Source organism: Arthrobacter rhombi (assembly GCF_039526245.1).
Classification (GTDB): domain Bacteria; phylum Actinomycetota; class Actinomycetes; order Actinomycetales; family Micrococcaceae; genus Arthrobacter_H; species Arthrobacter_H rhombi.
Genome location: NZ_BAAAIV010000003.1, coordinates 265,651 through 285,446, shown reverse-complemented (window position 1 = coordinate 285,446; position 19,796 = coordinate 265,651). Strand labels below are relative to the sequence as shown.

20 protein-coding genes and 1 tRNA gene are annotated in these 19,796 nt (G+C 67.7%); 15 read left to right on the top strand and 6 right to left on the bottom strand.

Features of this window, described 5'->3' with window-relative positions; genetic code table 11:
- Positions 1 to 78 precede the first annotated feature (78 nt).
- Genes pstC through pstB form a run of 3 tightly spaced genes read left to right on the top strand, consistent with a single transcriptional unit; the run spans position 79 to position 2,945 of the window.
- Complete coding sequence (gene pstC, locus ABD088_RS02385; RefSeq protein ID WP_343899829.1) at positions 79 to 1,011, top strand: phosphate ABC transporter permease subunit PstC; 933 nt, start codon at positions 79 to 81, stop codon at positions 1,009 to 1,011.
- Positions 1,011 to 2,138 carry a phosphate ABC transporter permease PstA gene (gene pstA / locus ABD088_RS02380; RefSeq protein WP_343899827.1) on the top strand — a complete coding sequence of 376 codons (1,128 nt, stop codon included), beginning with the start codon at positions 1,011 to 1,013 and terminating at the stop codon, positions 2,136 to 2,138. Before pstC ends, pstA begins: the two co-directional genes overlap by 1 nt.
- A gap of 27 nt (positions 2,139 to 2,165) precedes the next feature.
- Positions 2,166 to 2,945 (top strand): phosphate ABC transporter ATP-binding protein PstB, encoded by a 780-nt coding sequence (gene pstB, locus ABD088_RS02375; RefSeq protein ID WP_343899825.1) that lies wholly within the window; start codon positions 2,166 to 2,168, stop codon positions 2,943 to 2,945.
- A gap of 132 nt (positions 2,946 to 3,077) precedes the next feature.
- On the opposite strand, the gene ABD088_RS02370 is transcribed toward pstB, so the two are convergent.
- The 3 genes from ABD088_RS02370 to ABD088_RS02360 form a co-directional block, all read right to left on the bottom strand.
- Positions 3,078 to 4,091, bottom strand: a complete 1,014-nt coding sequence (locus ABD088_RS02370) for an inorganic phosphate transporter (protein ID WP_343899824.1) — start codon at positions 4,089 to 4,091, stop codon at positions 3,078 to 3,080.
- A gap of 13 nt (positions 4,092 to 4,104) precedes the next feature.
- Entirely contained in the window at positions 4,105 to 4,701 is a 597-nt protein-coding gene (locus tag ABD088_RS02365) for a hypothetical protein (RefSeq protein ID WP_343899822.1), read from the bottom strand.
- A gap of 267 nt (positions 4,702 to 4,968) precedes the next feature.
- Positions 4,969 to 5,628: a hypothetical protein gene (locus ABD088_RS02360; RefSeq protein WP_343899821.1), complete on the bottom strand. Its 660-nt coding sequence runs from the start codon at positions 5,626 to 5,628 to the stop codon at positions 4,969 to 4,971.
- Positions 5,629 to 5,729: 101 nt separating this feature from the next.
- Between ABD088_RS02360 and ABD088_RS02355 the strand changes: the two genes are divergently transcribed.
- From ABD088_RS02355 to ABD088_RS02340, 4 genes are all read left to right on the top strand, one after another.
- Positions 5,730 to 5,802, top strand: a tRNA-Lys gene (locus ABD088_RS02355).
- Positions 5,803 to 6,107: 305 nt separating this feature from the next.
- Entirely contained in the window at positions 6,108 to 7,379 is a 1,272-nt protein-coding gene (locus ABD088_RS02350; protein ID WP_343899819.1) for an endonuclease/exonuclease/phosphatase family protein, read from the top strand.
- Between the two features lie 131 nt (positions 7,380 to 7,510).
- Entirely contained in the window at positions 7,511 to 7,960 is a 450-nt protein-coding gene (locus ABD088_RS02345) for a DUF2871 domain-containing protein (RefSeq protein WP_343899818.1), read from the top strand.
- A 40-nt stretch (positions 7,961 to 8,000) separates the two neighbouring features.
- Entirely contained in the window at positions 8,001 to 8,864 is an 864-nt protein-coding gene (locus tag ABD088_RS02340) for a hypothetical protein (protein WP_343899817.1), read from the top strand.
- Here ABD088_RS02340 and ABD088_RS02335 read toward each other — a convergent pair.
- A complete protein-coding gene (locus ABD088_RS02335; RefSeq protein ID WP_343899816.1) occupies positions 8,853 to 10,103 on the bottom strand; it encodes a DUF445 domain-containing protein in 1,251 nt (416 codons plus the stop codon). The genes ABD088_RS02340 and ABD088_RS02335 overlap by 12 nt on opposite strands.
- Positions 10,104 to 10,178: 75 nt before the next feature.
- Between ABD088_RS02335 and ABD088_RS02330 the strand changes: the two genes are divergently transcribed.
- The 8 genes from ABD088_RS02330 to ABD088_RS02295 all read left to right on the top strand — a co-directional run bounded on the left by ABD088_RS02330 (position 10,179) and on the right by ABD088_RS02295 (position 17,641).
- Entirely contained in the window at positions 10,179 to 11,048 is an 870-nt protein-coding gene (locus tag ABD088_RS02330; RefSeq protein ID WP_343899815.1) for a glycerophosphodiester phosphodiesterase, read from the top strand.
- A complete protein-coding gene (locus ABD088_RS02325) occupies positions 11,045 to 12,055 on the top strand; it encodes an NADPH:quinone reductase (RefSeq protein WP_343899814.1) in 1,011 nt (336 codons plus the stop codon). The genes ABD088_RS02330 and ABD088_RS02325 overlap by 4 nt, the downstream gene beginning before the upstream one ends.
- A 2-nt stretch (positions 12,056 to 12,057) precedes the next feature.
- A complete protein-coding gene (locus ABD088_RS02320) occupies positions 12,058 to 12,744 on the top strand; it encodes an HAD family hydrolase (protein ID WP_343899854.1) in 687 nt (228 codons plus the stop codon).
- 45 nt (positions 12,745 to 12,789) lie between these two features.
- A complete protein-coding gene (locus tag ABD088_RS02315) occupies positions 12,790 to 13,470 on the top strand; it encodes an AzlC family ABC transporter permease (protein WP_343899813.1) in 681 nt (226 codons plus the stop codon).
- A complete protein-coding gene (locus ABD088_RS02310) occupies positions 13,467 to 13,778 on the top strand; it encodes an AzlD domain-containing protein (RefSeq protein WP_343899812.1) in 312 nt (103 codons plus the stop codon). Before ABD088_RS02315 ends, ABD088_RS02310 begins: the two co-directional genes overlap by 4 nt.
- Positions 13,779 to 13,907: 129 nt before the next feature.
- On the top strand, positions 13,908 to 15,599 hold the full coding sequence (locus tag ABD088_RS02305) for an ABC transporter substrate-binding protein (protein ID WP_372710709.1): 1,692 nt from the start codon (positions 13,908 to 13,910) through the stop codon (positions 15,597 to 15,599).
- Positions 15,600 to 15,671: 72 nt separating this feature from the next.
- The gene (locus tag ABD088_RS02300; RefSeq protein WP_343899810.1) at positions 15,672 to 16,676 is read left to right on the top strand and encodes an ABC transporter permease; all 1,005 of its coding nucleotides are present in this window, start codon (positions 15,672 to 15,674) and stop codon (positions 16,674 to 16,676) included.
- Complete coding sequence (locus tag ABD088_RS02295; protein ID WP_343899809.1) at positions 16,673 to 17,641, top strand: ABC transporter permease; 969 nt, start codon at positions 16,673 to 16,675, stop codon at positions 17,639 to 17,641. The genes ABD088_RS02300 and ABD088_RS02295 overlap by 4 nt, the downstream gene beginning before the upstream one ends.
- A gap of 9 nt (positions 17,642 to 17,650) precedes the next feature.
- Here the strand turns inward: ABD088_RS02295 and ABD088_RS02290 are convergent, their stop codons facing one another.
- Both ABD088_RS02290 and ABD088_RS02285 read right to left on the bottom strand, forming a co-directional pair.
- Positions 17,651 to 18,052: a hypothetical protein gene (locus ABD088_RS02290; protein WP_343899807.1), complete on the bottom strand. Its 402-nt coding sequence runs from the start codon at positions 18,050 to 18,052 to the stop codon at positions 17,651 to 17,653.
- Positions 18,053 to 18,065: 13 nt separating this feature from the next.
- The gene (locus ABD088_RS02285; protein WP_343899805.1) at positions 18,066 to 19,787 is read right to left on the bottom strand and encodes an ABC transporter ATP-binding protein; all 1,722 of its coding nucleotides are present in this window, start codon (positions 19,785 to 19,787) and stop codon (positions 18,066 to 18,068) included.
- Between the last annotated feature and the right edge of the window lie 9 nt (positions 19,788 to 19,796).

Below are 19,796 nucleotides of genomic sequence, written 5' to 3'. Positions count from 1 at the left end.
GCGGACTACCGCCCCTCGTCCGCCAACCGGGAATTCCCCTCCGCAACGGTTGACGGACCACCAGACCGAAGGGTCACCATGACAACCAACGCGCTGACCAAGCCGGGAGGCTCGGGCCGGCTGGGAGACAAGGTCTTCTCCACGGCCTCCATGGCCGCCGGCATCCTCATCCTCGTCACCCTGTTCGCCGTCGCCCTGTTCCTGCTGCTCCAGGCCATCCCGGCGTTCACCGCCGACCCGGCAGACGTCTCCGGCGGCAAGGGCTTCTTCTCCTACATCTGGCCGATCGTCATCGGCACCATCATCGCCGCGGCGATCGCGATTGTGCTTGCCACACCGGTGGGCCTGGGCGTTGCCCTGTTCATCTCCCACTACGCCCCCCGCCGGCTGGCGGCGCCCTTGGGCTACGTGATCGATTTGCTGGCCGCGATCCCCTCGGTCATCTACGGCATCTGGGGCTACCTCGTGTTGGCTCCGGTACTCGTGCCCGGATACGAATGGCTCAACGAGAACCTCGGATTCATCCCGCTGTTCGGCGGGCCGGTATCGCAGACCGGGAAGACCATGCTCACCGCAGGCATTGTCCTGGCGGTGATGGTGCTGCCCATCATCACCTCGCTCTCCCGCGAGATCTTCCTGCAGACCCCCGGCCTGCATGAGGAGGCAGCCCTCGCCCTCGGTGCCACCCGCTGGGAAATGATCCGCATGTCGGTGCTCCCCTTCGCCCGCGCAGGAATCGTCTCGGCAGTGATGCTCGGTCTCGGCAGGGCCCTGGGCGAGACCATGGCGGTGGCCTTGGTGCTCTCGACCGGCAACCTGATCCCATCGCTGGTCAAGTCCGGCAACCAGACGATCGCCGCCGAGATCGCCTTGAACTTCCCCGAGGCCTTCGGCCTGCGGATGTCCGAACTCATTGCGGCCGGCCTGGTCCTCTTCGTCATCACCTTGGCCGTGAACATGATCGCCCGCTGGATCATCGGCCGCCACAAGGAATTCTCGGGAGCCAACTGATGTCCACGACCACGACCAAGACCCTCACCCCTGCTCCTTCGCCGACCCGGCGCAACCGGCTCTCCAAGGGCCGCCTGCCGCGTTGGGCGATCCCCGTCGTCGGCCTGGCCGCACTGGTTCTCGGAGCCGCCGCGTCCAGCTTGGGCGGATTCTCCATCGCGTCGTGCCTGATCTACGCAGCGTTGCTCTTCGTCATCGGCGCCACCGTGGTCACCACCGTGGTGGAGGGCCGGCGACAGGGCACCAACTCGTTCTTCAAGTACCTTGTCGTCGGGGCCTTCCTGCTGGCACTCATCCCACTGGTTTCGGTCCTCTACACGGTGCTGCAGCGCGGGCTGCCCGGCATGACCTCCGATTTCCTGTTCCACTCGATGAATGGGCTGACCGGTGCGGTGGACAACCAGACGGTTGCCGATGGCACGCCGGTGTTGGGCGGTGCCTACCACGCGGTGGTGGGGACGCTGCTGATCACCGTGTGGTCGTCGATCATCTCGGTCCCGGTGGGGATGCTCACCGCGATCTACCTCGTCGAATATGGCCAGGGCAAGTTGCTCAGCCGGGGCATCACGTTCTTCGTCGATGTCATGACCGGAATCCCCTCGATCGTCGCCGGCCTCTTCGCCGCCGCACTGTTCGGCCTGATGTTCGGGCCCTCCACCCGCATGGGCATCGTCGCAGCTGTCGCCTTGTCGGTGCTGATGATCCCCACGGTGGTCCGCTCGACCGAGGAAATGCTCAAGATCGTCCCGAACGAGTTGCGTGAGGCCTCCTACGCCCTGGGCGTGCGCAAATGGCGCACGATCACCAAGGTGGTCATCCCCACGGCCATTTCGGGCATTGCCTCCGGCGTGACCCTGGCCATCGCCCGGGTCATCGGCGAAACCGCCCCGATCCTGGTGACTGCGGGACTGGCCAACAACATCAACTTCAACGTCTTCAGCAACTGGATGGCCACGTTGCCGACGTTCATCTACTACCAGATCCTCAATCCGACGTCGCCGACGAACATCGACCCCAGCGCGCAGCGCGCCTGGGCAGCTGCCCTGCTGCTGATCATCATGGTCATGGTCCTCAACCTCGGCGCCCGCCTGATTGCGCGCATCTTCGCCCCCAAGACCGGCCGCTAGGCCCCACGAAACATTAAGGAACACATCGTGTCCAAACGCATCGACGTCTCCGACCTGAACGTCTACTACTCCAAGTTCCGTGCCGTGGAGGACGTGAACATCAAGATCGACGCCAAGTCGGTAACCGCCTTCATCGGTCCTTCCGGCTGCGGCAAGTCCACCTTCCTGCGCACCCTGAACCGCATGCACGAGGTCATCCCCGGAGCCACCGTCGAGGGCAAGGTCCTGCTGGACGGCGACAACCTCTACGATGCCGGGGTCGACCCCGTCACCGTGCGCAGCCAGATCGGCATGGTCTTCCAGCGCCCCAACCCGTTCCCGACGATGTCCATCCGCGACAACGTCCTGGCCGGGGTCAAGCTGAACGCGCGGCGGATCAGCAAATCGGATGCCGATGACCTGGTGGAGTCCTCCCTGCGTGGGGCCAACCTGTGGAACGAGGTCAAGGACCGCCTCGACAAGCCCGGATCCGGCCTCTCCGGCGGACAGCAGCAGCGCCTGTGCATCGCCCGGACCATCGCGGTCAAGCCGCAGGTCATCCTCATGGACGAACCGTGCTCGGCGCTGGACCCGATTTCAACGTTGGCCATCGAGGACCTGATCAACGAGATGAAGAACGAGTACACGGTCGTCATCGTCACGCACAACATGCAACAGGCGGCCCGCGTGTCGGACAAGACGGCGTTCTTCAACATCGCCGGCACCGGCAAGCCGGGCAAGCTCATCGAGTACGACGAGACCACCACGATTTTCAACAACCCGTCCGTCAAGGCCACGGAAGACTACGTCTCCGGCCGATTCGGATAACCAGACGGTTCCCGCCGCTGTCAGCGCGCGGCGGGAACGGACCCGGAGGGGGAATCTCCGGGTGATCCCGTGCGGATCAACGGCAGATGCGGGGCACCGGTAGGTGCCCCGCATCTGTGCGTCGGAGGGGGGTCAGCCCAGCAGGGGGTGTACTGCGAGGTAGAAGACACCCGCCGCGGCGATGCAGGTCACCGGTGTGAGCAGCCAGTAGGCAGCCACCCCCGCCACCCGGCGCCACACCACCGACTCGTAGCGTTGGTTGGCTCCGGCCCCCACAATCGAGCTCGTGACCGCCTGGGTGGTGGACAACGGCATGTGCAGTGCGATGGCCCCCACGAACAGCATGGCCGCCGAGATGGTCTGGGCGCCCATGCCCCGTAACGGATCGATGGGCACCAGCCGATAGGCGATCGTGTGGGTGATCCGCCACCCTCCGCACAGGACGCCGACACCGAGGCACCCGGCGGCAACAACTTGGGCCCAGAAGGGGATCCCGTGCGGCGTGGCGGTATTTCCGGCCACCAACGCCACCGTCAACATGGCCGCGGTACGTTGGCCGTCCTGGAGGCCATGTCCCAGGGCCACCGCACCGGCGGTGATGGACTGGCCCATGCGGCCCACCGTGTTCACGCGCCCCGAGCTGGCATGTCGGAGCCACCACGTCAGCGGGATGACCACCAGGTAGGACAGCACATAGGCGATGACCGGGGTGAGCAGCAGCGGGATGACCACGCCTCCCACGAGCATCCGGGTCACGCCTTGGACTCCGTCCCCGCCGAGGAGCGCCGACGCCCCGCTGGCCCCCGCGAAGCCGGAGATGACCGCCTGGGTGGAGGACATGGGGACCGCACGGTACCAGCAGAACAACCCCCATCCGCCGGCGGCCAGGACCGCCGTGAGCAGGATGGCCAGCCCCGGGGCGCCATCGGGGATGTTGAGCTCCACGGCGGCGATGAGCCTGCTGCCCAGCGCGGTACCCAGCAGGGTGCCCACGATCGTGAAGCACGCAGCGAGGACCACGGCCACCGACGGGGTCAGGGCGCGCGTGCGCACGGCGGCCGCCACGGAGTTGGAGGCGTCCCTGAAGCCGTTGAGGAACCCGAAGGCACAGATGGCTGCGAGGACACACCACAGGAGCAGGGTCATGGGCCGGTACCGCTCAGGATTCCTTGACCAGGACGCGGCCCAGGTGGTCGGCGACGGCGTGCAGTGAATCGACGGCGGAGAGCAGCTGTTCGGCCACCGCCCGGTGACGCAGGATCGTGGACGCCTTCGACAGCTCGGAGATCTCCCCGAGCCACGCCCGGTGGGTCCGCCGGGCACGGCGGCCCAGACGGATCATCTGGAGCCAGGCGTCCTCGAGGTCGTCGGGATGCTGGAGCTTTCCCAGCGCCTCATTGGTCATTTCCGTTTGCCGGCCGAGCATCTCCAATTGTTCGGCGGCCCGCCGGGATATGCCGGCAGCCGACGTCATCACCATCAGGTCGCCGGCTCCAGCGAGTTCGGCCACTGCGTCGTTAAGCAGCCGGGAAAACGTGTACAGGTCCTCGCGGGGCAACGGGTTCACGTAGCTGGTGCGCAGGTGCGTCAGGACGGCATGGTGCACGTCGGTGGCCTGCTGCTCGAACTGCTCGAGCTCACGGATCAGCCCCTGCTGGTCGGCGGCCGGGGCGCCAAGCAATTCCGAGAGGGTTTCCACGCCTTGCCGGACGAGGGTACCGAGTTGCTGGAGCAGCCCCAGGCCGCGCGTCTCCACGGGAAACAATCTGAATTTCACGAAGCTGAACCGCCGGCGTCTGGTGGGTGGACGAATGATTGCGTCCCAGTGTACGCAGGGGAGGTTAACGGGCAGCCCGCCAACGGGTTGATGGTGCCGAACCGGGAGCGCCTCTCGGCGGAAGGCCGCTCGAAGCGGCTGCAAGTTGGAGCCCGGGGCTACCGCGGTCCGACACCACCACCAGTTTTCTCCCCGGGCGCTGGCGATGTCAACCGGCCGCCCGTGCCCGTGGCCGATCCCACACGTTCAGGCCAGTTCGCCGCGGCGCCATGAACCGGCGGCTGCCTCCAGGTCCTCGGCCGTCTTGACCAGCCGGTCGGCCGTGTGGGTCAACCGGGTGGAGCGCTCGGCGTTGGACACCTCCGAATCGTCGGCATGCCCGGCCTGGCCCAGGGCGATGACCCGGCAGAAGGCGGCGGTCCGCTCCAGGGCGACATCGAACTCTCCGTCGAAGGCACCGGTGAGGATCGAATCGGTCATGGCCAGCACCTCCTGCGCCCCCGGCGGCTCGGCCACCCCGGCCACGGCCCGGGACACGTCGGAGCGTTGCCGGCCAGCGCTGAAATAGGAAGCGAAGAGTTCCGGCTCGCGCTGTGTGGCGGTGTTCAGGGCGTAGAGCCGCCAGAGGGCGCCGGGGAGCGAGCGCGCGGGGCTCTGCGCCCACAACTCAGCGAGCACCTCCAGGCCTTCCTTCTGGGCCAGCTTGACCAGTCGGTGCGTGACCGCGGGATCCGCGTTGGCCCGGCCGTGGTTGACCAGTGCCTCGGCGGCCAGGTGTCCGGCCTCGGAGACGCGCGCGGGGTCGGCGCCGCCGACGAAGGGTTCGAAGTCGGCGGGGGCAAAGGGCTTGGGGCGGTGGTGTCGGCGCCCGCCCGCACCGGCACCGGGATTCTGGGCGTCTGTCATGCCCCCGAGGATACTCCGGGCGGTGGGGGCCCGGCCACGCGGGCTGGGCCAGTCAGCGTGGAGGTGCGTTAGGATATGTATCGGCCACTTTTGGCCGCCGGGGGCCTTTAGCTCAGATGGTAGAGCATCGGACTTTTAATCCGCTGGTCACGGGTTCGATCCCCGTAGGGCCCACCCGTTTGCCGCCCCGTCCCGCATCTGCCGGGGCGGGGCGTCGTGCTGTGGGAAGCCGGAAACGGGCGCCGGGCAGGAATTCCACGTCCAATCGCCGGAGATTTCAATACGGCAACGATGCCCGCGCGGTTCCACCACCGACTGGATGACGGGCCGCCGGCCCCTCGAGGCCCGCCATTCCGGGGCAAACCCGGCACGACGGCGGCGCCCGGGCTCCGCCGTCGTCCTCCCCGGAGGGGCCCAGGGCCTGCACCACAGGGCATCCGGCTATTCCGGAGGACCCGCCGACCCCCTACGCTGGATGGGTGCGAGCAATCACGAGGGGCCTCGGAGCCGGTCTGCTGGCCGTCACGTTGACGGCTGCTTCCGTGGCGCCCGCGCTCGCTGCCGGCCCGGAAGTGTCCGACTACCTGCAGCCGGGATATTCGGGTTTCGGGGCGCAAATGGGAGCCGCCGCCGAGCACGTCGACACGCGGCAGGACGGGCAGCTGCGCGCCGCCGTCTTCAACGCGTCCCTGACCCGCGGTTATGCCGGGGGGCTGGCCCAGGACCTCTCGATCCCGGGTGACGAGCGCGCCAGCGCGGTAGCCGAGGTCATCCAACGCACCCACCCCGATGTGGTGCTGCTCAGCGACGTCGACTACGACGACGCCCATGAGGCGGCCGACGGCTTCCGCACCAACTACCTCCAACAGGGCCAGAACGGGCAGAAGCCCGTCGACTACCCGTACGTCTATGCGGCCCCCAACAACAACGGCATCGCCACCGGCGCCGACCTGGACCGCAACGGCACCGTCGGCGACCCGACGGACAGCTTCGGTGTGGGCGATTTCGCCGGCCAGCACGGCATGGTCCTCTACTCCCGGCATCCCATCGAGCAGGACAAGGTCCGCACGTTCCAGAAGATGCTCTGGAAGTCGATGCCGGGCAACCGCATGCCCCACGAGCGCTATTCGCCGCTGGTGCGCAACGTCCTGCGGCTGAACAGCTCCACCGCCTGGGATGTGCCGATCACGGTCGACGGGAACACCGTGCACGTCATCGCCGCGAACCCGGTGGCCCCGGTGGACGAGGCAGGGACCTCGCAACCGCAGCGCAACGCCGACCAGATCCGGATGCTCTCCGACTATGTGGACGGCGGCTCCGACGCGCAGTACATCACCGACGACGCCGGGCGCTCGGGCGGGCTGGCCGAGGACTCCCGGTTCGTGGTCCTCGGCGACCTGGCCGCCGACCCGGCCCACGGGCCAGCGGCCCACGGCGCGGTGAACGCCCTGCTGGACAACCCGGCACTCGTTGACCCGCGTCCCACCTCGGATGGTGCGGTCGAGGCCGCCGCCAGCCAGGACGGGGGCTCCGACGCGGCGGCGGCCCCCGCGCTGCTGACCTCCACCGAGGACGGGGCAGCCCTGCGCACGGACTACGCGCTTCCCTCCGAGACCCTGTCGGTCGCCGGTTCCGGCGTGTTCTGGCCCTCGGCCCGCCAGGACGGACGTTCCCTGGTCTTCGGTGATCCGGGCCCCAGCGGCGCACACCGCCTGGTCTGGGTCGACGTGGACCTGCCAGCGTCCAAATAACGTCCCGGCCCCTTTCCGCCGGGCCCCGGCCCAGGGGCCAGGATCCACCATCTGGTTGATCCCCCCGCAGCCCGGACACGGCATCGTTGAAGGTAGGCAAACAGCCTGATCCAGCAACGAAAGGCCCCGCAGTGCTCCGCCTGCTCTACACCTCCTTCACCTTCGCCATCGTCGGCGTCTTCTCCGGCCTGTTCTACCGGGAGCTGACGAAGGCCCACGATTTCACGGACCGCTCCGCCACCCAGCTGCCCCTGGTCCACACCCACTTCCTGGTGCTCGGGTTCATGGTGCTGCTGATCGTGATGGTCCTCGAACGCGTCTTCCACCTCTCCGAGGCGGCCCCGAAACTGGACACCTGGTTCTACTGGACCTGGACCATCGGCGTGCTGGTCACCGGCGGCATGATGCTGGTCAAGGGCACCCTGACCGTCCTGGGCGCCGACGCCTCCTCCCCGGCCCTGTCGGGAATCGCCGGCCTGGGCCACATCCTGCTCACCGCGGGGATCGTCCTGCTCTTCTTGGCCCTGCGCCAGGCAGTGGTGGTCGGCGCCCCGGCACAGCGCGCCGCGGTTTCCGCCTGAATTACCGACGCGTCAGCCCCCTGCCACGTAGGCTCTGAGCATGAAGGAAAAGATCTCATCGGTGGTCCTGGGACCGGACGGCAAGCCCGTCGCGGGCATCCAGGGAGCCATCATCAAGGCCATCGGCGTCCAGCGCCCCCTCGTGTTGTCCTACCTGCGCCGGCTCCAGCGCAAGCAACCTGACGCCACCGGGGCCGAGCTGGCCCGCCGCATCGAACGCGACTACCTGCTCGCCGTCACCGGCGGCGGTGCTGCGGTCGGCGCCTCCGCGGTGGTGCCGGGCATCGGCACGGCGGCCTCGCTGGGCCTCTCCGCCGCGGCGACCGTCGGCTTCCTCGAGGCCAGCGCCCTGTATGCCCAGTCGCTGGCCGAGCTGCACGGCATCACCACCGAGGACCCGGAGAAGGCCCGCGTGCTGGTCATGGCCATCCTCATGGGTGACGAGGGCAGCTCGATGATCTCCGCCCTGACCCATCAGGCGGCCGGCCGCGGCGCAGGGCCCGTCAAGGGCTGGGGCGCGGTGTTCGGCAACGGGAAGTCCACCGGGGCCTGGGGTGCCATCGGCGCCCAGGTGCAGAAGCGCTTCCTGCGCAAGATCCTGGCCACCCAGGGTGCCTCGATGCTGGGGCGGGCCATCCCGTTCGGTGTCGGTGCGGCGGTCGGGGGCGTCGGCAACCGCTTCCTGGGCAAGAAGGTCATCGAGGCCGCCGGCCTGGCCTTCGGCCCCGTCCCCACGGTCATCCCCGGCGAATTGGCGCCCGTGAACCACTCACAGCTCTCCGAGGGATCAGCCGCCGGTCAGGGACCTGGGAACGACGACGGTGATCGGGACCGCGCGCAGGCGGAAGTCGAGGACCGGATCGAGCAGGAACGGGCCCGCCGCTCGGGCGGATCAGCCCAGTAGCGCCTGGGCGGCGACGAAGATCGCCAGGCCGGCCAGCGAGCCGACCACCGTGCCGTTGATGCGGATGAACTGCAGGTCGCGGCCCACCTGCAACTCGATCTTGCGGCTGGTCTCCTCGCCGTCCCACCGGGCCACGGTGTCGCTGATCAGCGACGTGATCTGCTCGCGGTAGGTATGCACCAGATAGCCTGCGGCCCCGGCGATCCAGGCGTCCAGCTTGGCGGCCAGAGTGGTGTCGGCGCGGAGCCGGCCGCCCAGGTCCATGACCGCGCGCACAAAGCTGGCGCGCAGCGGGGAATCCGGGTTCTCCACCGCGTCGAGCAGCGCCGCCTTGATCGACTCCCAGCCCGAGGCCATGGCCTCATGCAATTGGGGATCATCCAGGATGGCGTGTTTGAGCCCCTCGACCCGCTCGACCGTCTCCGGGCTGTGTTGCATGTCGTGGGCGAAGTCGGCCAGCCACCCATCGATGCTGCGCCGCACCTGGTGGTCCGGGTCGGCGCGCACGGCCGCGGTGAACCCCGCCAGCTCACGGTGCAGGCGCTCGCCGACCATCGAGTCGACCATCGAGGGCAACCAGGCAGGGGAGCGGTCCGCGACCAGCCGGACCACCGTCTGGCGGTTGGCTGCCACCCAGTCGGCGGCGCGGTCGGCGAGCAGGTCCACCAGCGGGCGCTGGTGCCCATCACGGAGCACCAGCTCGAGCATGCGCCCCAACGTGGAGGACCATTCCGGGGCCAGCATGTGCTTGCGGGCCAGGGATTCCAGCAGTGCCAGCACGTCCTCGTCGTCCACGACCGAAAGGGCCGCCCGGATCGCGGTGGCCCCCTCGACGGCCACCCGTTCGGCGTTTTCCTGCCGGGCCAGCCAGGCCCCGGCCGGCGCGGCGAAGGACATGGCGCCGAGCTTGGCGCCGATGACCTCGTCGGAGAGGAAGTTCTCCTGCACGAAACCGCCCAGGCTCTCGCCGATCTGGTCCTTCTTGCGCGGGATGATCGCCGTGTGGGGGATGGGCACGCCCATCGGGTGGCGGAACAGGGCGGTGACGGCGAACCAGTCAGCCAGCGCGCCCACCATGCCGCCCTCGGCAGCCGCCCGCACATATTGCAGCCACCCATGGGTCTCCTGCAGGGCGAAGGAGATGCCGAAGACCACTGCCATGCCGATCAGCAGCCCCGTGGCGATGGCCTTCATGCGGCGCAGCGCGCCGGCCCGTTCGATGTCGGAAGTCAGGGGCATGGTGGTCCAATCGGTGGGGGCCTCGGGCGCGGTTCCACGATAGTTCACCGGGCGGCATCCCGTAGCGTGGGACGCATGAACCTCGTCTATGCGCACCGCGGATCCAGTGGGACCCATGCCGAGAACACCCGGGCGGCCTACCTGCAGGCGATCGCCGAGGGGGCCGACGGCATCGAATGCGACGTCCACCTCAGCGCCGACCGGCAGGTGGTCTGCCACCACGACCAGACCGTGGACCGCACCTCCAACTCCACGGGACGGATCTCCTCCTTCACCCTCGAGGAACTGCGCGGGCTGGACTTCTCCGGGTGGAAGGGCAAGGACCTCCCGACCGCCTACGGCACCGTGCACGAGCAGCTGCTCACCCTGGCCGAACTGGTGCACCTCGCCACCGGGGCCGGCCGGCCCCTCGGGCTGGCCATCGAGATCAAGCACCCCAGCGAATTCGGCCGCGGCCTCGAGGACGCCGTCCTGGACACCCTGGAGGGCCTCGGCTGGGATCCGGCCACCTCCACGGTCGGGCTGGTGGACGTCAGCTTCATGTGCTTCGACGCCGGTTCCATCCGCCACCTGGCGAGCCGGGTGCCCGCCGCGGCGCTCTGCCAGCTCGTCACCGGGGGGAACCCCGAAAAGATCCAGGCCCTGCACGACGACGGTGACCGGCTGGGAGCCGAGGTCGCCGCCGTCGTGTATGGCTCTGCCGACGAGGGAGTGCCCCTCATCGACGCCGGTATCGCCGGCCTGGCCGGACCGGGAGTCGCCTGGGTGCGCGCACACCAGGACATCGTCGCGCGCTGGCTGCGGGCCGACACGCGGTTGCGGGTATGGACCGTGGACGAGGACGCCGACATCCGGTTCCTGGCCGACCTCGGGGTCCAGGAGATGACCAGCAACTATCCGGAACACACCCGTCGGGTCCTGACGGAGCGCGACCGGCAACCATGAGCGGGGGCGCGGAGATGGTGCGGGCGGTGGGTGTCGACCGCCTCGGCACCGCGGCGGAGATCCACCGCCTGGACCTGCCGCGTCCCCGTTGCGGGCCGGGACAGGTGCTGCTGCGGGTATCCGCCGTCGCGGTCAACCACGTGGACACGTTCGTCCGCTCGGGCACCTACCCGACGGCACTTCGCTTCCCCCTGGCCGTCGGACGGGACGCCGTGGGCATCATCGAGGCGACCGGCGACGCGGTGGACGACTTCGTTGTCGGCCAAGGGGCGTGGACCAACAGCCTCGGGTTCGCCGGCCGGCCCGGTGCCACCGCCGACCTGGTGGTCGTCGACGCCGAGCGCGCCTATCCGTTGCCGGAGGGAGTGGATCCAGTGGTGGCAGCAGCTGCCCTGCATCCCTGTGCGACGGCGGCGCTCGCCGTGGACGCGCACGGTGGACTCGGGCGCGGGGAGACGGTGTACATCGCCGGAGGCGCGGGAAACGTCGGCTCCGCTGCCATCGTCCTGGCCGCCTCCCGCGGCGCCCGCGTGCTGGCCTCCGCGGCTGCCGGGGATGCCGGATACTGCAAGGACCTGGGGGCCGAAGCAGTGATTGACTACCGGGATGAGGACGTGGCGGGCCGATTGCACGAGGCAGCGCCCGAGGGCATCGACGTCCAGATCGACACCTCGGGGCGCAACGACCTGGAAACCGCGGTGGGGCTGGCCGCGCCGCGCGGACGGATCGTGGTTCTGTCGGGCCCGGCGTCGGCGCCCGTGCTGCCGGTCGGGGAGTTGTACATGCGCGACGCCAGCGTCCGGGGCTTCGCGATCAGCAACGCGACCGTGGACGAATTGGCCCGCCCGGCGCACACCGTCAACACGATGCTGACCGAACGCAGCTGGGAGCCGCGGCACATCCTGCGACGCCCGTTGGCCGATGCGGGCTGGGCACACGAACAACTGGAGGCTGGAGCGGTCCGGGGGACCCGGATCGTGCTGCTGGCGTCGGAAACCCCCGGGTGACCATGGCGATCTTCCGGGCCCGCGCCGTCTTCTTCGACCTGGACAACACCCTCTTCGACCACCAGTCGTCTGCGCGAGCCGGAGTGACGGCACTCTTGATGGGACTGGGCTGTCCGGATGAAGCCGGCCTCCAGCGGACATGGGCCGAACTTGAAGGCCAATACTTTCACCAGTATCTGCAAGGGAATCTGTCATTCCAAGACCAGCGCCGTGCCCGCATGCGGTCATTTCTCCGCGCAGCAGGCCTCGAAGCCTCCCAGGATGAGGGCGCGTTGGACGACTGGTTTACCGCGTACCTGGTGGCTGCTCGTGCCGCCTGGACGGCCTTTCCCGATGTGAGCGAAACGCTGCAGAAACTGAGGAATTCCGGTACCAGCATTGCCGTGGTCACCAACGGAAGCCAGAGTCAGCAGGTCGAGAAAATGCAGGCCATGGGGATCGCAAAGCTGGTGGACGATGTGTTCACCTCCGAGGCGACAGGTCATGCAAAGCCTGCTGCGGAGGCCTTCTTGATCCCCTGCGCCGCCCTGGGCGTGGCCCCCGCGGAGGCCCTCCATGTCGGGGATGACCCGATGGCCGATTTCGAGGGAGCGAAACGAGCCGGACTCCAGTCGGTCCTGTTGGATCGGTCGAGTACGGTCGACGGATCCGCGCTGCACACGCTGGCAGATCTGCACGTCCAGGCGTAGGTCACACGCGGACTCTTCAGCCGGCCGCTGGCTAGACTCGGGGGCATGCGTTTGAGCCAGTCCCCGGCCGTGAAGACGGGGCTTTCCATCTCGGTGGCGACCGGGCTGTACGGCATTTCCTTCGGTGCGCTCGCCGTCTCCTCGGGACTGACCTTCTGGCAGACGGTGGCGCTGAGCGCCCTCATGTTCACCGGTGGATCGCAGTTCGCTTTCATCGGGGTGATCGCCGGCGGCGGTGCCGGGTCCGCCGCCTTCGGCGCGGCCACGCTGTTGGGCGTGCGGAACATCATCTACGGAGTGCAGATGAACGCCATGGCCCGCCCCCGGGGGTGGCGCAAGGCGGCCGCCGCCCACGTGACCATCGACGAGTCCACGGCGACCGCCATCGTGCAGCCTGACCTCGCGGAATCCCGGCGGGGATTCTGGACGGCCGGGGTGGGCATCTTCATCCTGTGGAACGTCTTCACGATGGCCGGTGCCCTGCTCGGGGACGCCTTGGGCGACCCGAAGGCCTGGGGGCTGGACGGGGCCGCCGTCGCCGCCTTCCTGGCGCTGCTGTGGCCACGGCTGAAATCGCGCCAACCCGTGGCCATCGCCATCGTTTGCGCCCTGGCCACCGTGCTGGTGGTCCCGTTCGTGCCGCCGGGCGTCCCGATCCTCGTCGCTGCGCTCGTGGCCGGCGTGTGGGGCTGGGTGGGACATCGAGCCGAGGAGAACAAGGCATGAGCCTGTGGTGGTGGGTCCTGCTGGCGTGCGTGGTCGCCTACCTGTCGAAATTGTCCGGTTATCTGGTTCCCGCCCGCATCCTGGACAAACCGCGCATGGGCCGCGTCGCCACGGCACTGACCATCGGCCTGCTGGCCTCGCTGACTGCGGTCAACGCCTTTGCCAGTGGCCACCAGCTGGTCCTGGACGCCCGGATCGGTGCGCTGCTTGCCGCGGCCATCGCATTGCTGTTGCGCGCCCCGTTCCTGGTGGTGGTGATCGCCGGTGCCGTCGCGGCGGCACTGCTGCGGTGGGCCGGTATGCCATAAAAGGGGTCTGGCTTGCGTGAATCCTGGCCCAAATGAGACTAGGCTCACATTCATGCACCGCTCCTCCCCTCGGGAGGTGCACGTGGAAGCGACGTCCACGGTGCCATCACTCGAACCACAGGAGAACCCATGACACCCAATGGCACGCCACGGTGGAAAATGAACCGCCGCTTTGCAGCCATCACCACTTCATTCGCGGTCGGCGCCCTGGTGCTCAGCGGATGTGCCCAGAGCCAGCGTGACAGCGGCGGCGCGGAAGGATCCGGGGATTCGGCGGTGAACTCGACGTTCATCTTCGCCGCCTCATCGGATCCGAAGTCGCTGGACCCTGCCTTTGCCTCGGACGGCGAATCCTTCCGAGTCAGCCGCCAGATCTTTGAGGGACTGGTCGGTACCAAACCCGGTACCCCCGACCCGGCACCGCTGCTCGCCGAATCCTGGAAGCAGTCCAAGGACGGGCTGAGCTACGACTTCAAGCTCAAGGAAGGCGTGAAGTTCCACGACGGCACCGAATTCAACGCCAAGGCCGTCTGCGCCAACTTCGATCGCTGGTACCACTTCACGGGCATCCAGCAGTCCGAGACCGTGGCCTACTACTACGGCAACCTCTTCCGCGGCTTCGCGGACAAGCCGGAGAAGGCCGTCTACAAGTCCTGCGACGCGGTCTCCGACTCCGAAGCCAAGATCACCCTGGCCAAGCCGTTTGCCGGCTTCGTGGCCGCACTGAGCCTTCCGGCCTTCTCCATGCAGTCGCCGACGGCACTGAAGAAGTACGACGCCGACAAGGTCGGCGGCACCGCCGAGGCCCCGGTCCTCTCCGACTACGCCACCAAGCACCCGGTGGGCACCGGCCCGTTCAAGTTCGACAAGTGGGACACTGGCCAGAGCGTCGAGCTCTCCGCCAACAAGGACTATTGGGGCGATCAGGGCCAGGTCCAGAAGATCACCTTCCGCGTCATCGACGACCCGGTGGCCCGCCGCCAGGCCCTCGAGGCCGGCAGCATCGACGGCTACGACCTGGTCTCGCCGTCGGACACCGATGCACTGGAAAAGGGCGGCTACAAGCTCGTCGCCCGCAAGCCCTTCACCATCCTGTACCTGGGCATCAACCAGAAGGTCAAGGAACTCTCAGACCTCAAGGTCCGGCAGGCGCTGTCCTACGCGATCGACAAGGATGCGCTCATCAAGCAGACCCTGCCCACCGGCACGGAAAAGGCGATCGAGTTCATCCCGCCGAGCGTCAACGGCTACAACCCGGACGTCGAGAAGTACGACTACAACCCCGAAAAGGCCAAGCAGCTGCTTAAGGAGGCCGGCTACCCGAACGGCTTCACCGTGAAGTTCAACTACCCGACCGGTGTCTCCCGTCCGTACATGCCCACCCCGGAGCAGATCTTCACCAACCTCTCGGCACAGCTCAAGGACGTCGGCATCAAGGTCGACGCCCAGCCGAACAAGTGGAGCCCGGACTACCTGGACCGGATCCAGGGCGGCACGGACCACGGCATCCACCTGTTGGGTTGGACGGGTGACTACAACGACACGGACAACTTCGTCGGCGTGTTCTTCGGCTCCGAGAAGCCGGAGTACGGGTTCGACAACCAGAAGCTGTTCTCGGACCTGTCCAAGGCCCGTGGTGTTGCCGACCTGAAGGAGCAGACCCCGCTCTACCAGGACGTCAACGCGGAGATCGCGGACTTCGTCCCGGCCATCCCGCTGGCCCACCCGGCACCGTCGCTGGCCTTCAACGAGCGGGTGGATTCCTACCCGACGAGCCCGGTCAACGACGAGGTCTTCAACGAGATCAAGCTGAACAAGTAACCACTGTGAGAGGGTACGACGGCGGGAGGATCCCCGCCGTCGTACCGTCTCCCGTGCTCTCGAGAGGACACCGTGCTCAGAGTCATCGGCCAACGGATCGCCCTGCTGATCCCGACGCTCCTGGGTCTTTCCATCCTGCTGTTCGTGTGGGTGCGCAGCCTGCCCGGCGGCCCCGCCACCGCCCTGCTGGGGGACAAGGCCACCCCCGAAGCGGTGGCCCGCATCAACGAGGCCTACGGCTTCGACCAGCCCATCATCGTGCAATACCTGCAGTACATGGGCAAGCTGCTCTCCGGTGACTTCGGGGTGAGCCTGCAAACCGGGCGCACCGTCACCCAGGAATTCGCCACCCGTTTTCCGGCCACCATCGAGCTGACCGTCGTGGCCCTGGTCTTCGCCGTCGGCGTCGGCATCCCGCTGGGCTACTGGGCCGCACGCCATGTGCGCAAGTGGCAGGACCACTTCTCCGTGGTGCTCTCGTTGCTGGGAATTGTCATACCGGTGTTCTTCCTGGCATTCATCCTCAAATGGATCTTCGCCATCCAGCTGCCCTGGTTCCCCACCGACGGCCGGCAGAACCCGCGGATCAACGCCACCCACATCACCGACTTCTACGTGCTTGACGGGGTGCTGACCCGCGAGTGGGATGCGGCATGGGACGCGTTCATGCATCTGGTGCTGCCGGGCCTGGCGCTGGGAACCATTCCGCTGGCCATCATCGTGCGCATCACGCGGGCCTCGGTGCTGGAGGTGGTGAACGCCGACTATGTGCGCACGGCGCGGGCCAAGGGCCTGACCGAGAAGCTGATCCGCAACCGGTTCATCCTGCGCAACGCCATGCTGCCGGTCACCACGACGATCGGCCTGCAACTGGGCCTGATGATCTCCGGGGCGGTGCTCACCGAGACGGTGTTCGCCTTCAACGGGATCGGCAGGTTCCTGCGTGATGCCATTTTCACGCTCGACTATCCGGTGCTCCAGGGGTTCGTCATCTTCATCGCGATCTTCTATGCGCTGATCAACCTGCTGGTGGACATTTCCTACGGCCTCATCGACCCGAGGGTGCGTGTGCAATGAGCATGACACTGCCGCCAAGTGGCGGATCAGAACTGACACCGGGACCCGGTGTCCCCGGACCCGGCTCCGGCGCCGGAGTCCCGCCGGCGCCGACCCGGCGCGGCAACAGCGTGTGGCGCGACGCCTTCACCCGGCTGCGCCGCAACCCCGCGGCCATCGCCGGCGCGGTCATCGTGCTTTTGTTCCTGCTGGTGGCTGCGTTCGCGCCCCTGATCGCCCCCTTTGGCGGAAACGACCTGCCCGGACGCAAGGAAATCATCCCGACCCACATCCCGGGGCCCGGCGAGTTCGAGCAGTACCTGCTGGGCTTGGACCGCTTCGGCGGGGACGTCTTCTCCAAGCTGGTCTGGGGCGCCCGCGCCTCACTGGTGATCGGCGTCGTGTCCACTGCCTTCGGTCTGGCCGGCGGCATGGTGCTGGGTCTGCTGGCCGGCGGGTTCGGCGGCTGGGTCGACAACGTGATCATGCGTTTCGTCGACATCCTGCTCTCGGTGCCGAACCTGCTGCTGGCCGTCTCCATTGCGGCGGTTCTGGGACAGGGGCAGTACGCGGTCATGATCGCCATCGGTGTTTCAGCCGTCCCGATCTTCGCCCGCCTACTGCGCTCCTCGATGCTCCAGAACAAGGGTGCAGACTACATCCTGGCCGCCCAGACCCTCGGTTTGAGCCGGCGGACGATCACCATGAGCCACCTGCTACCCAACTCCGTGGGCCCGGTGATCGTCCAAGCGACGCTGACCCTGGCCACCGCGGTGATCGACGCTGCCGCGCTGTCCTTCCTGGGGCTGGGCGGAGGGTTGCCGCAGACCGCGGAATGGGGGCGCATGCTCACCTACGCGCAGGCCGAGCTGGGGATTGCCCCGCAGCTGGCGTTCCTTCCGGGCGCCTGCATCGCCATCACGGCACTGGGCTTCACCCTGCTCGGGGAATCGCTGCGCGAATCGTTGGACCCGAAGTCCCGGTAGCCAGCCGGTTCAGTCCGGCTGGTTGCGGCGTTGGCGCGCCAGGTTCACCAAGACGAAGAACACTGCAATGAATCCCAGCTCGAGCAGGCAGAGCAGTGCGAAGGGGATCCAAGCGGACTGGCCGATGAAGATGATCGCGCCCATCGTCAGCAGCAACGTGGCCATGACCAGGACGAACCAGGCGAAGCCCAGCACGGTGCGGGCACTGCGCATGCCGGTCCGGAAACCGAAGCCGTCGGGGACCGGGCCGGCACCGTGGAATTCACTGGACCCGTTCGCGTAATGGTCCTCGCCGGCTTCGGGCTGGCCGTCCGCCCGGCTCGCGCCGGAATCTCCGGCCGAGCCGGTGTGCCGGGCTTCGTCGTCGTCACCCTCGTCCGGTGACCGGGGGTGGTCGAGCCAGGACGGCATGGTGATCGCCTCCCTAAGCGGCGTCCGGATCGATTTCCAGCTCGTTGCCGGGAATCGAGGCGAGCAGTTTGCGGGTGTAGGGGTGGCGGGGATTCGTGAAGATCTCCTCGCTCGTGGCGGCTTCGACGAGTTCGCCGTCCTTCATGACGCAGACGAAGTCTGAGATCAGGCGGACCACTGCGAGGTCGTGGGAAATGAACAGATAGCTCAGGCCGAGTTCAGCCTGCAGGTCGCCCAGCAGCTCGAGGATCTGGGCTTGGACCAGGACGTCGAGGGCGGAAACGGGCTCGTCACAGACGATCAGCTCGGGTTTCAACGCGAGGGCGCGGGCGATGGCCACACGCTGGCGCTGGCCGCCGGAGAGTTCTGCGGGGTAGCGGCGCAGCATGGCATGTGGCAGCGAGACCTGGTCCATGAGTTCATGGACACGGGCGTTGCGCTCGGCGGAGTTGCCGCGTTTGTAGGTGGTCAGGGGCTCCTCGATGATGCGTCCCACGGTGAACATGGGGTTCAGCGAGGAGTAGGGGTCCTGGAAGACCGGCTGGACCCGCTGGCGAAAGTCACGCAGGTCGTCGCGGTTCAACGTCGCGACGTCCTTGCCGTCGAAGAGCATGGTGCCACGGGTCGGCTCGATGAGCTTGAGCAACATGCGTGCCGTCGTCGTCTTGCCCGAGCCCGACTCGCCGACGATGGCCACGGTCGAGCCGCGCGGGATGTCCAGGGTGACATCGCGCGCGGCGAAGAAGTCCTCCTTGGTGCCACGGCGCTTGTAGGCCTTGGTCAGATCGCGGATTTCCACGATGTTGTCCGAGGCGCCGTCCTGGTCGGCCGCCTTCGCGGCCTGCCCTGCCCTTTCGGAGGGGGGCGCGGCAAAGGCTCCCGGGCTGAGGCGTGCCACGGCCACCGAGGGGGCCGCTTTGACCAGGGACTGGGTGTAGGGGTGTTGCGGATCCTCGAGGAGTTGGCGTGCCGGACCGGACTCCACGACCTTGCCGCGGTGCATGACGACCAGGTCGGAGGCGCGTTCCGCGGCCAGACCCAGGTCGTGGGTGATCAGCAGGACCGAGGTGCCCAGTTCCGCGGTCATCCGATCGATCTGGTCCAGGATGGTCTGCTGGACGGTCACGTCCAGCGCCGAAGTCGGTTCGTCGGCGATGAGCAGCCGGGGCCGGCAGGCCAAGCCGATGGCTATCAGGGCACGCTGGCGCAGGCCACCGGAGAATTCGTGGGGATACTGCCTGGCGCGCGACTTGGCGTCGGGGATGCCCGCCGCCTCCAGCGTGGCGACGACCTGGGCATCGACGTTTTTGCGGGTCGCCATTCCGTGGACCAGCAGTGTCTCGGCAACCTGTTGGCCGATTTTCGTGACCGGGTTCAGGTTGGACATGGGGTCCTGCGGGACGAGGCCGATCTGCCGGCCCCGGATGGATCGCATCTTCGCCTCGGGAAGACCGACCAGTTCCTGCCCGTCGAACTTGATGCTGCCGCCGACGACCCTGCCGTTGCCGGCCAACAACCCAATGGCCGCCATGGCCGTGGTGGACTTTCCCGAACCGGATTCACCGACGATGGCCAGCGTTTGGCCGGCGTGCAGGCTGAGGTTGGCGCCCTCTACGGCGTTGACCGGACCGTTCAGGGTGCTGAAGTCGATGGCCAGGTCGGTGATCTGCAACAGCGGCCCGTTGTCCTCTGCGGGGCGGCCGGAATCGCTGAATTCGGGTGTGGCGTGCGTCATAGTCCCATC

Excerpts from the sequence above, each read along its gene's own strand:
- pstC (WP_343899829.1), top strand. The coding sequence starts at position 79 with ATGACAACCAACGCGCTGACCAAGCCGGGAGGCTCGGGCCGGCTGGGA.
- pstA (WP_343899827.1), top strand. The coding sequence starts at position 1,011 with ATGTCCACGACCACGACCAAGACCCTCACCCCTGCTCCTTCGCCGACC.
- ABD088_RS02370 (WP_343899824.1), bottom strand. The coding sequence starts at position 4,091 with ATGACCCTGCTCCTGTGGTGTGTCCTCGCAGCCATCTGTGCCTTCGGG.
- ABD088_RS02360 (WP_343899821.1), bottom strand. The coding sequence starts at position 5,628 with ATGACAGACGCCCAGAATCCCGGTGCCGGTGCGGGCGGGCGCCGACAC.
- ABD088_RS02340 (WP_343899817.1), top strand. The coding sequence starts at position 8,001 with ATGAAGGAAAAGATCTCATCGGTGGTCCTGGGACCGGACGGCAAGCCC.
- ABD088_RS02335 (WP_343899816.1), bottom strand. The coding sequence starts at position 10,103 with ATGCCCCTGACTTCCGACATCGAACGGGCCGGCGCGCTGCGCCGCATG.
- ABD088_RS02330 (WP_343899815.1), top strand. The coding sequence starts at position 10,179 with ATGAACCTCGTCTATGCGCACCGCGGATCCAGTGGGACCCATGCCGAG.
- ABD088_RS02325 (WP_343899814.1), top strand. The coding sequence starts at position 11,045 with ATGAGCGGGGGCGCGGAGATGGTGCGGGCGGTGGGTGTCGACCGCCTC.
- ABD088_RS02320 (WP_343899854.1), top strand. The coding sequence starts at position 12,058 with ATGGCGATCTTCCGGGCCCGCGCCGTCTTCTTCGACCTGGACAACACC.
- ABD088_RS02315 (WP_343899813.1), top strand. The coding sequence starts at position 12,790 with ATGCGTTTGAGCCAGTCCCCGGCCGTGAAGACGGGGCTTTCCATCTCG.
- ABD088_RS02310 (WP_343899812.1), top strand. The coding sequence starts at position 13,467 with ATGAGCCTGTGGTGGTGGGTCCTGCTGGCGTGCGTGGTCGCCTACCTG.
- ABD088_RS02305 (WP_372710709.1), top strand. The coding sequence starts at position 13,908 with ATGACACCCAATGGCACGCCACGGTGGAAAATGAACCGCCGCTTTGCA.
- ABD088_RS02295 (WP_343899809.1), top strand. The coding sequence starts at position 16,673 with ATGAGCATGACACTGCCGCCAAGTGGCGGATCAGAACTGACACCGGGA.
- ABD088_RS02290 (WP_343899807.1), bottom strand. The coding sequence starts at position 18,052 with ATGCCGTCCTGGCTCGACCACCCCCGGTCACCGGACGAGGGTGACGAC.
- ABD088_RS02285 (WP_343899805.1), bottom strand. The coding sequence starts at position 19,787 with ATGACGCACGCCACACCCGAATTCAGCGATTCCGGCCGCCCCGCAGAG.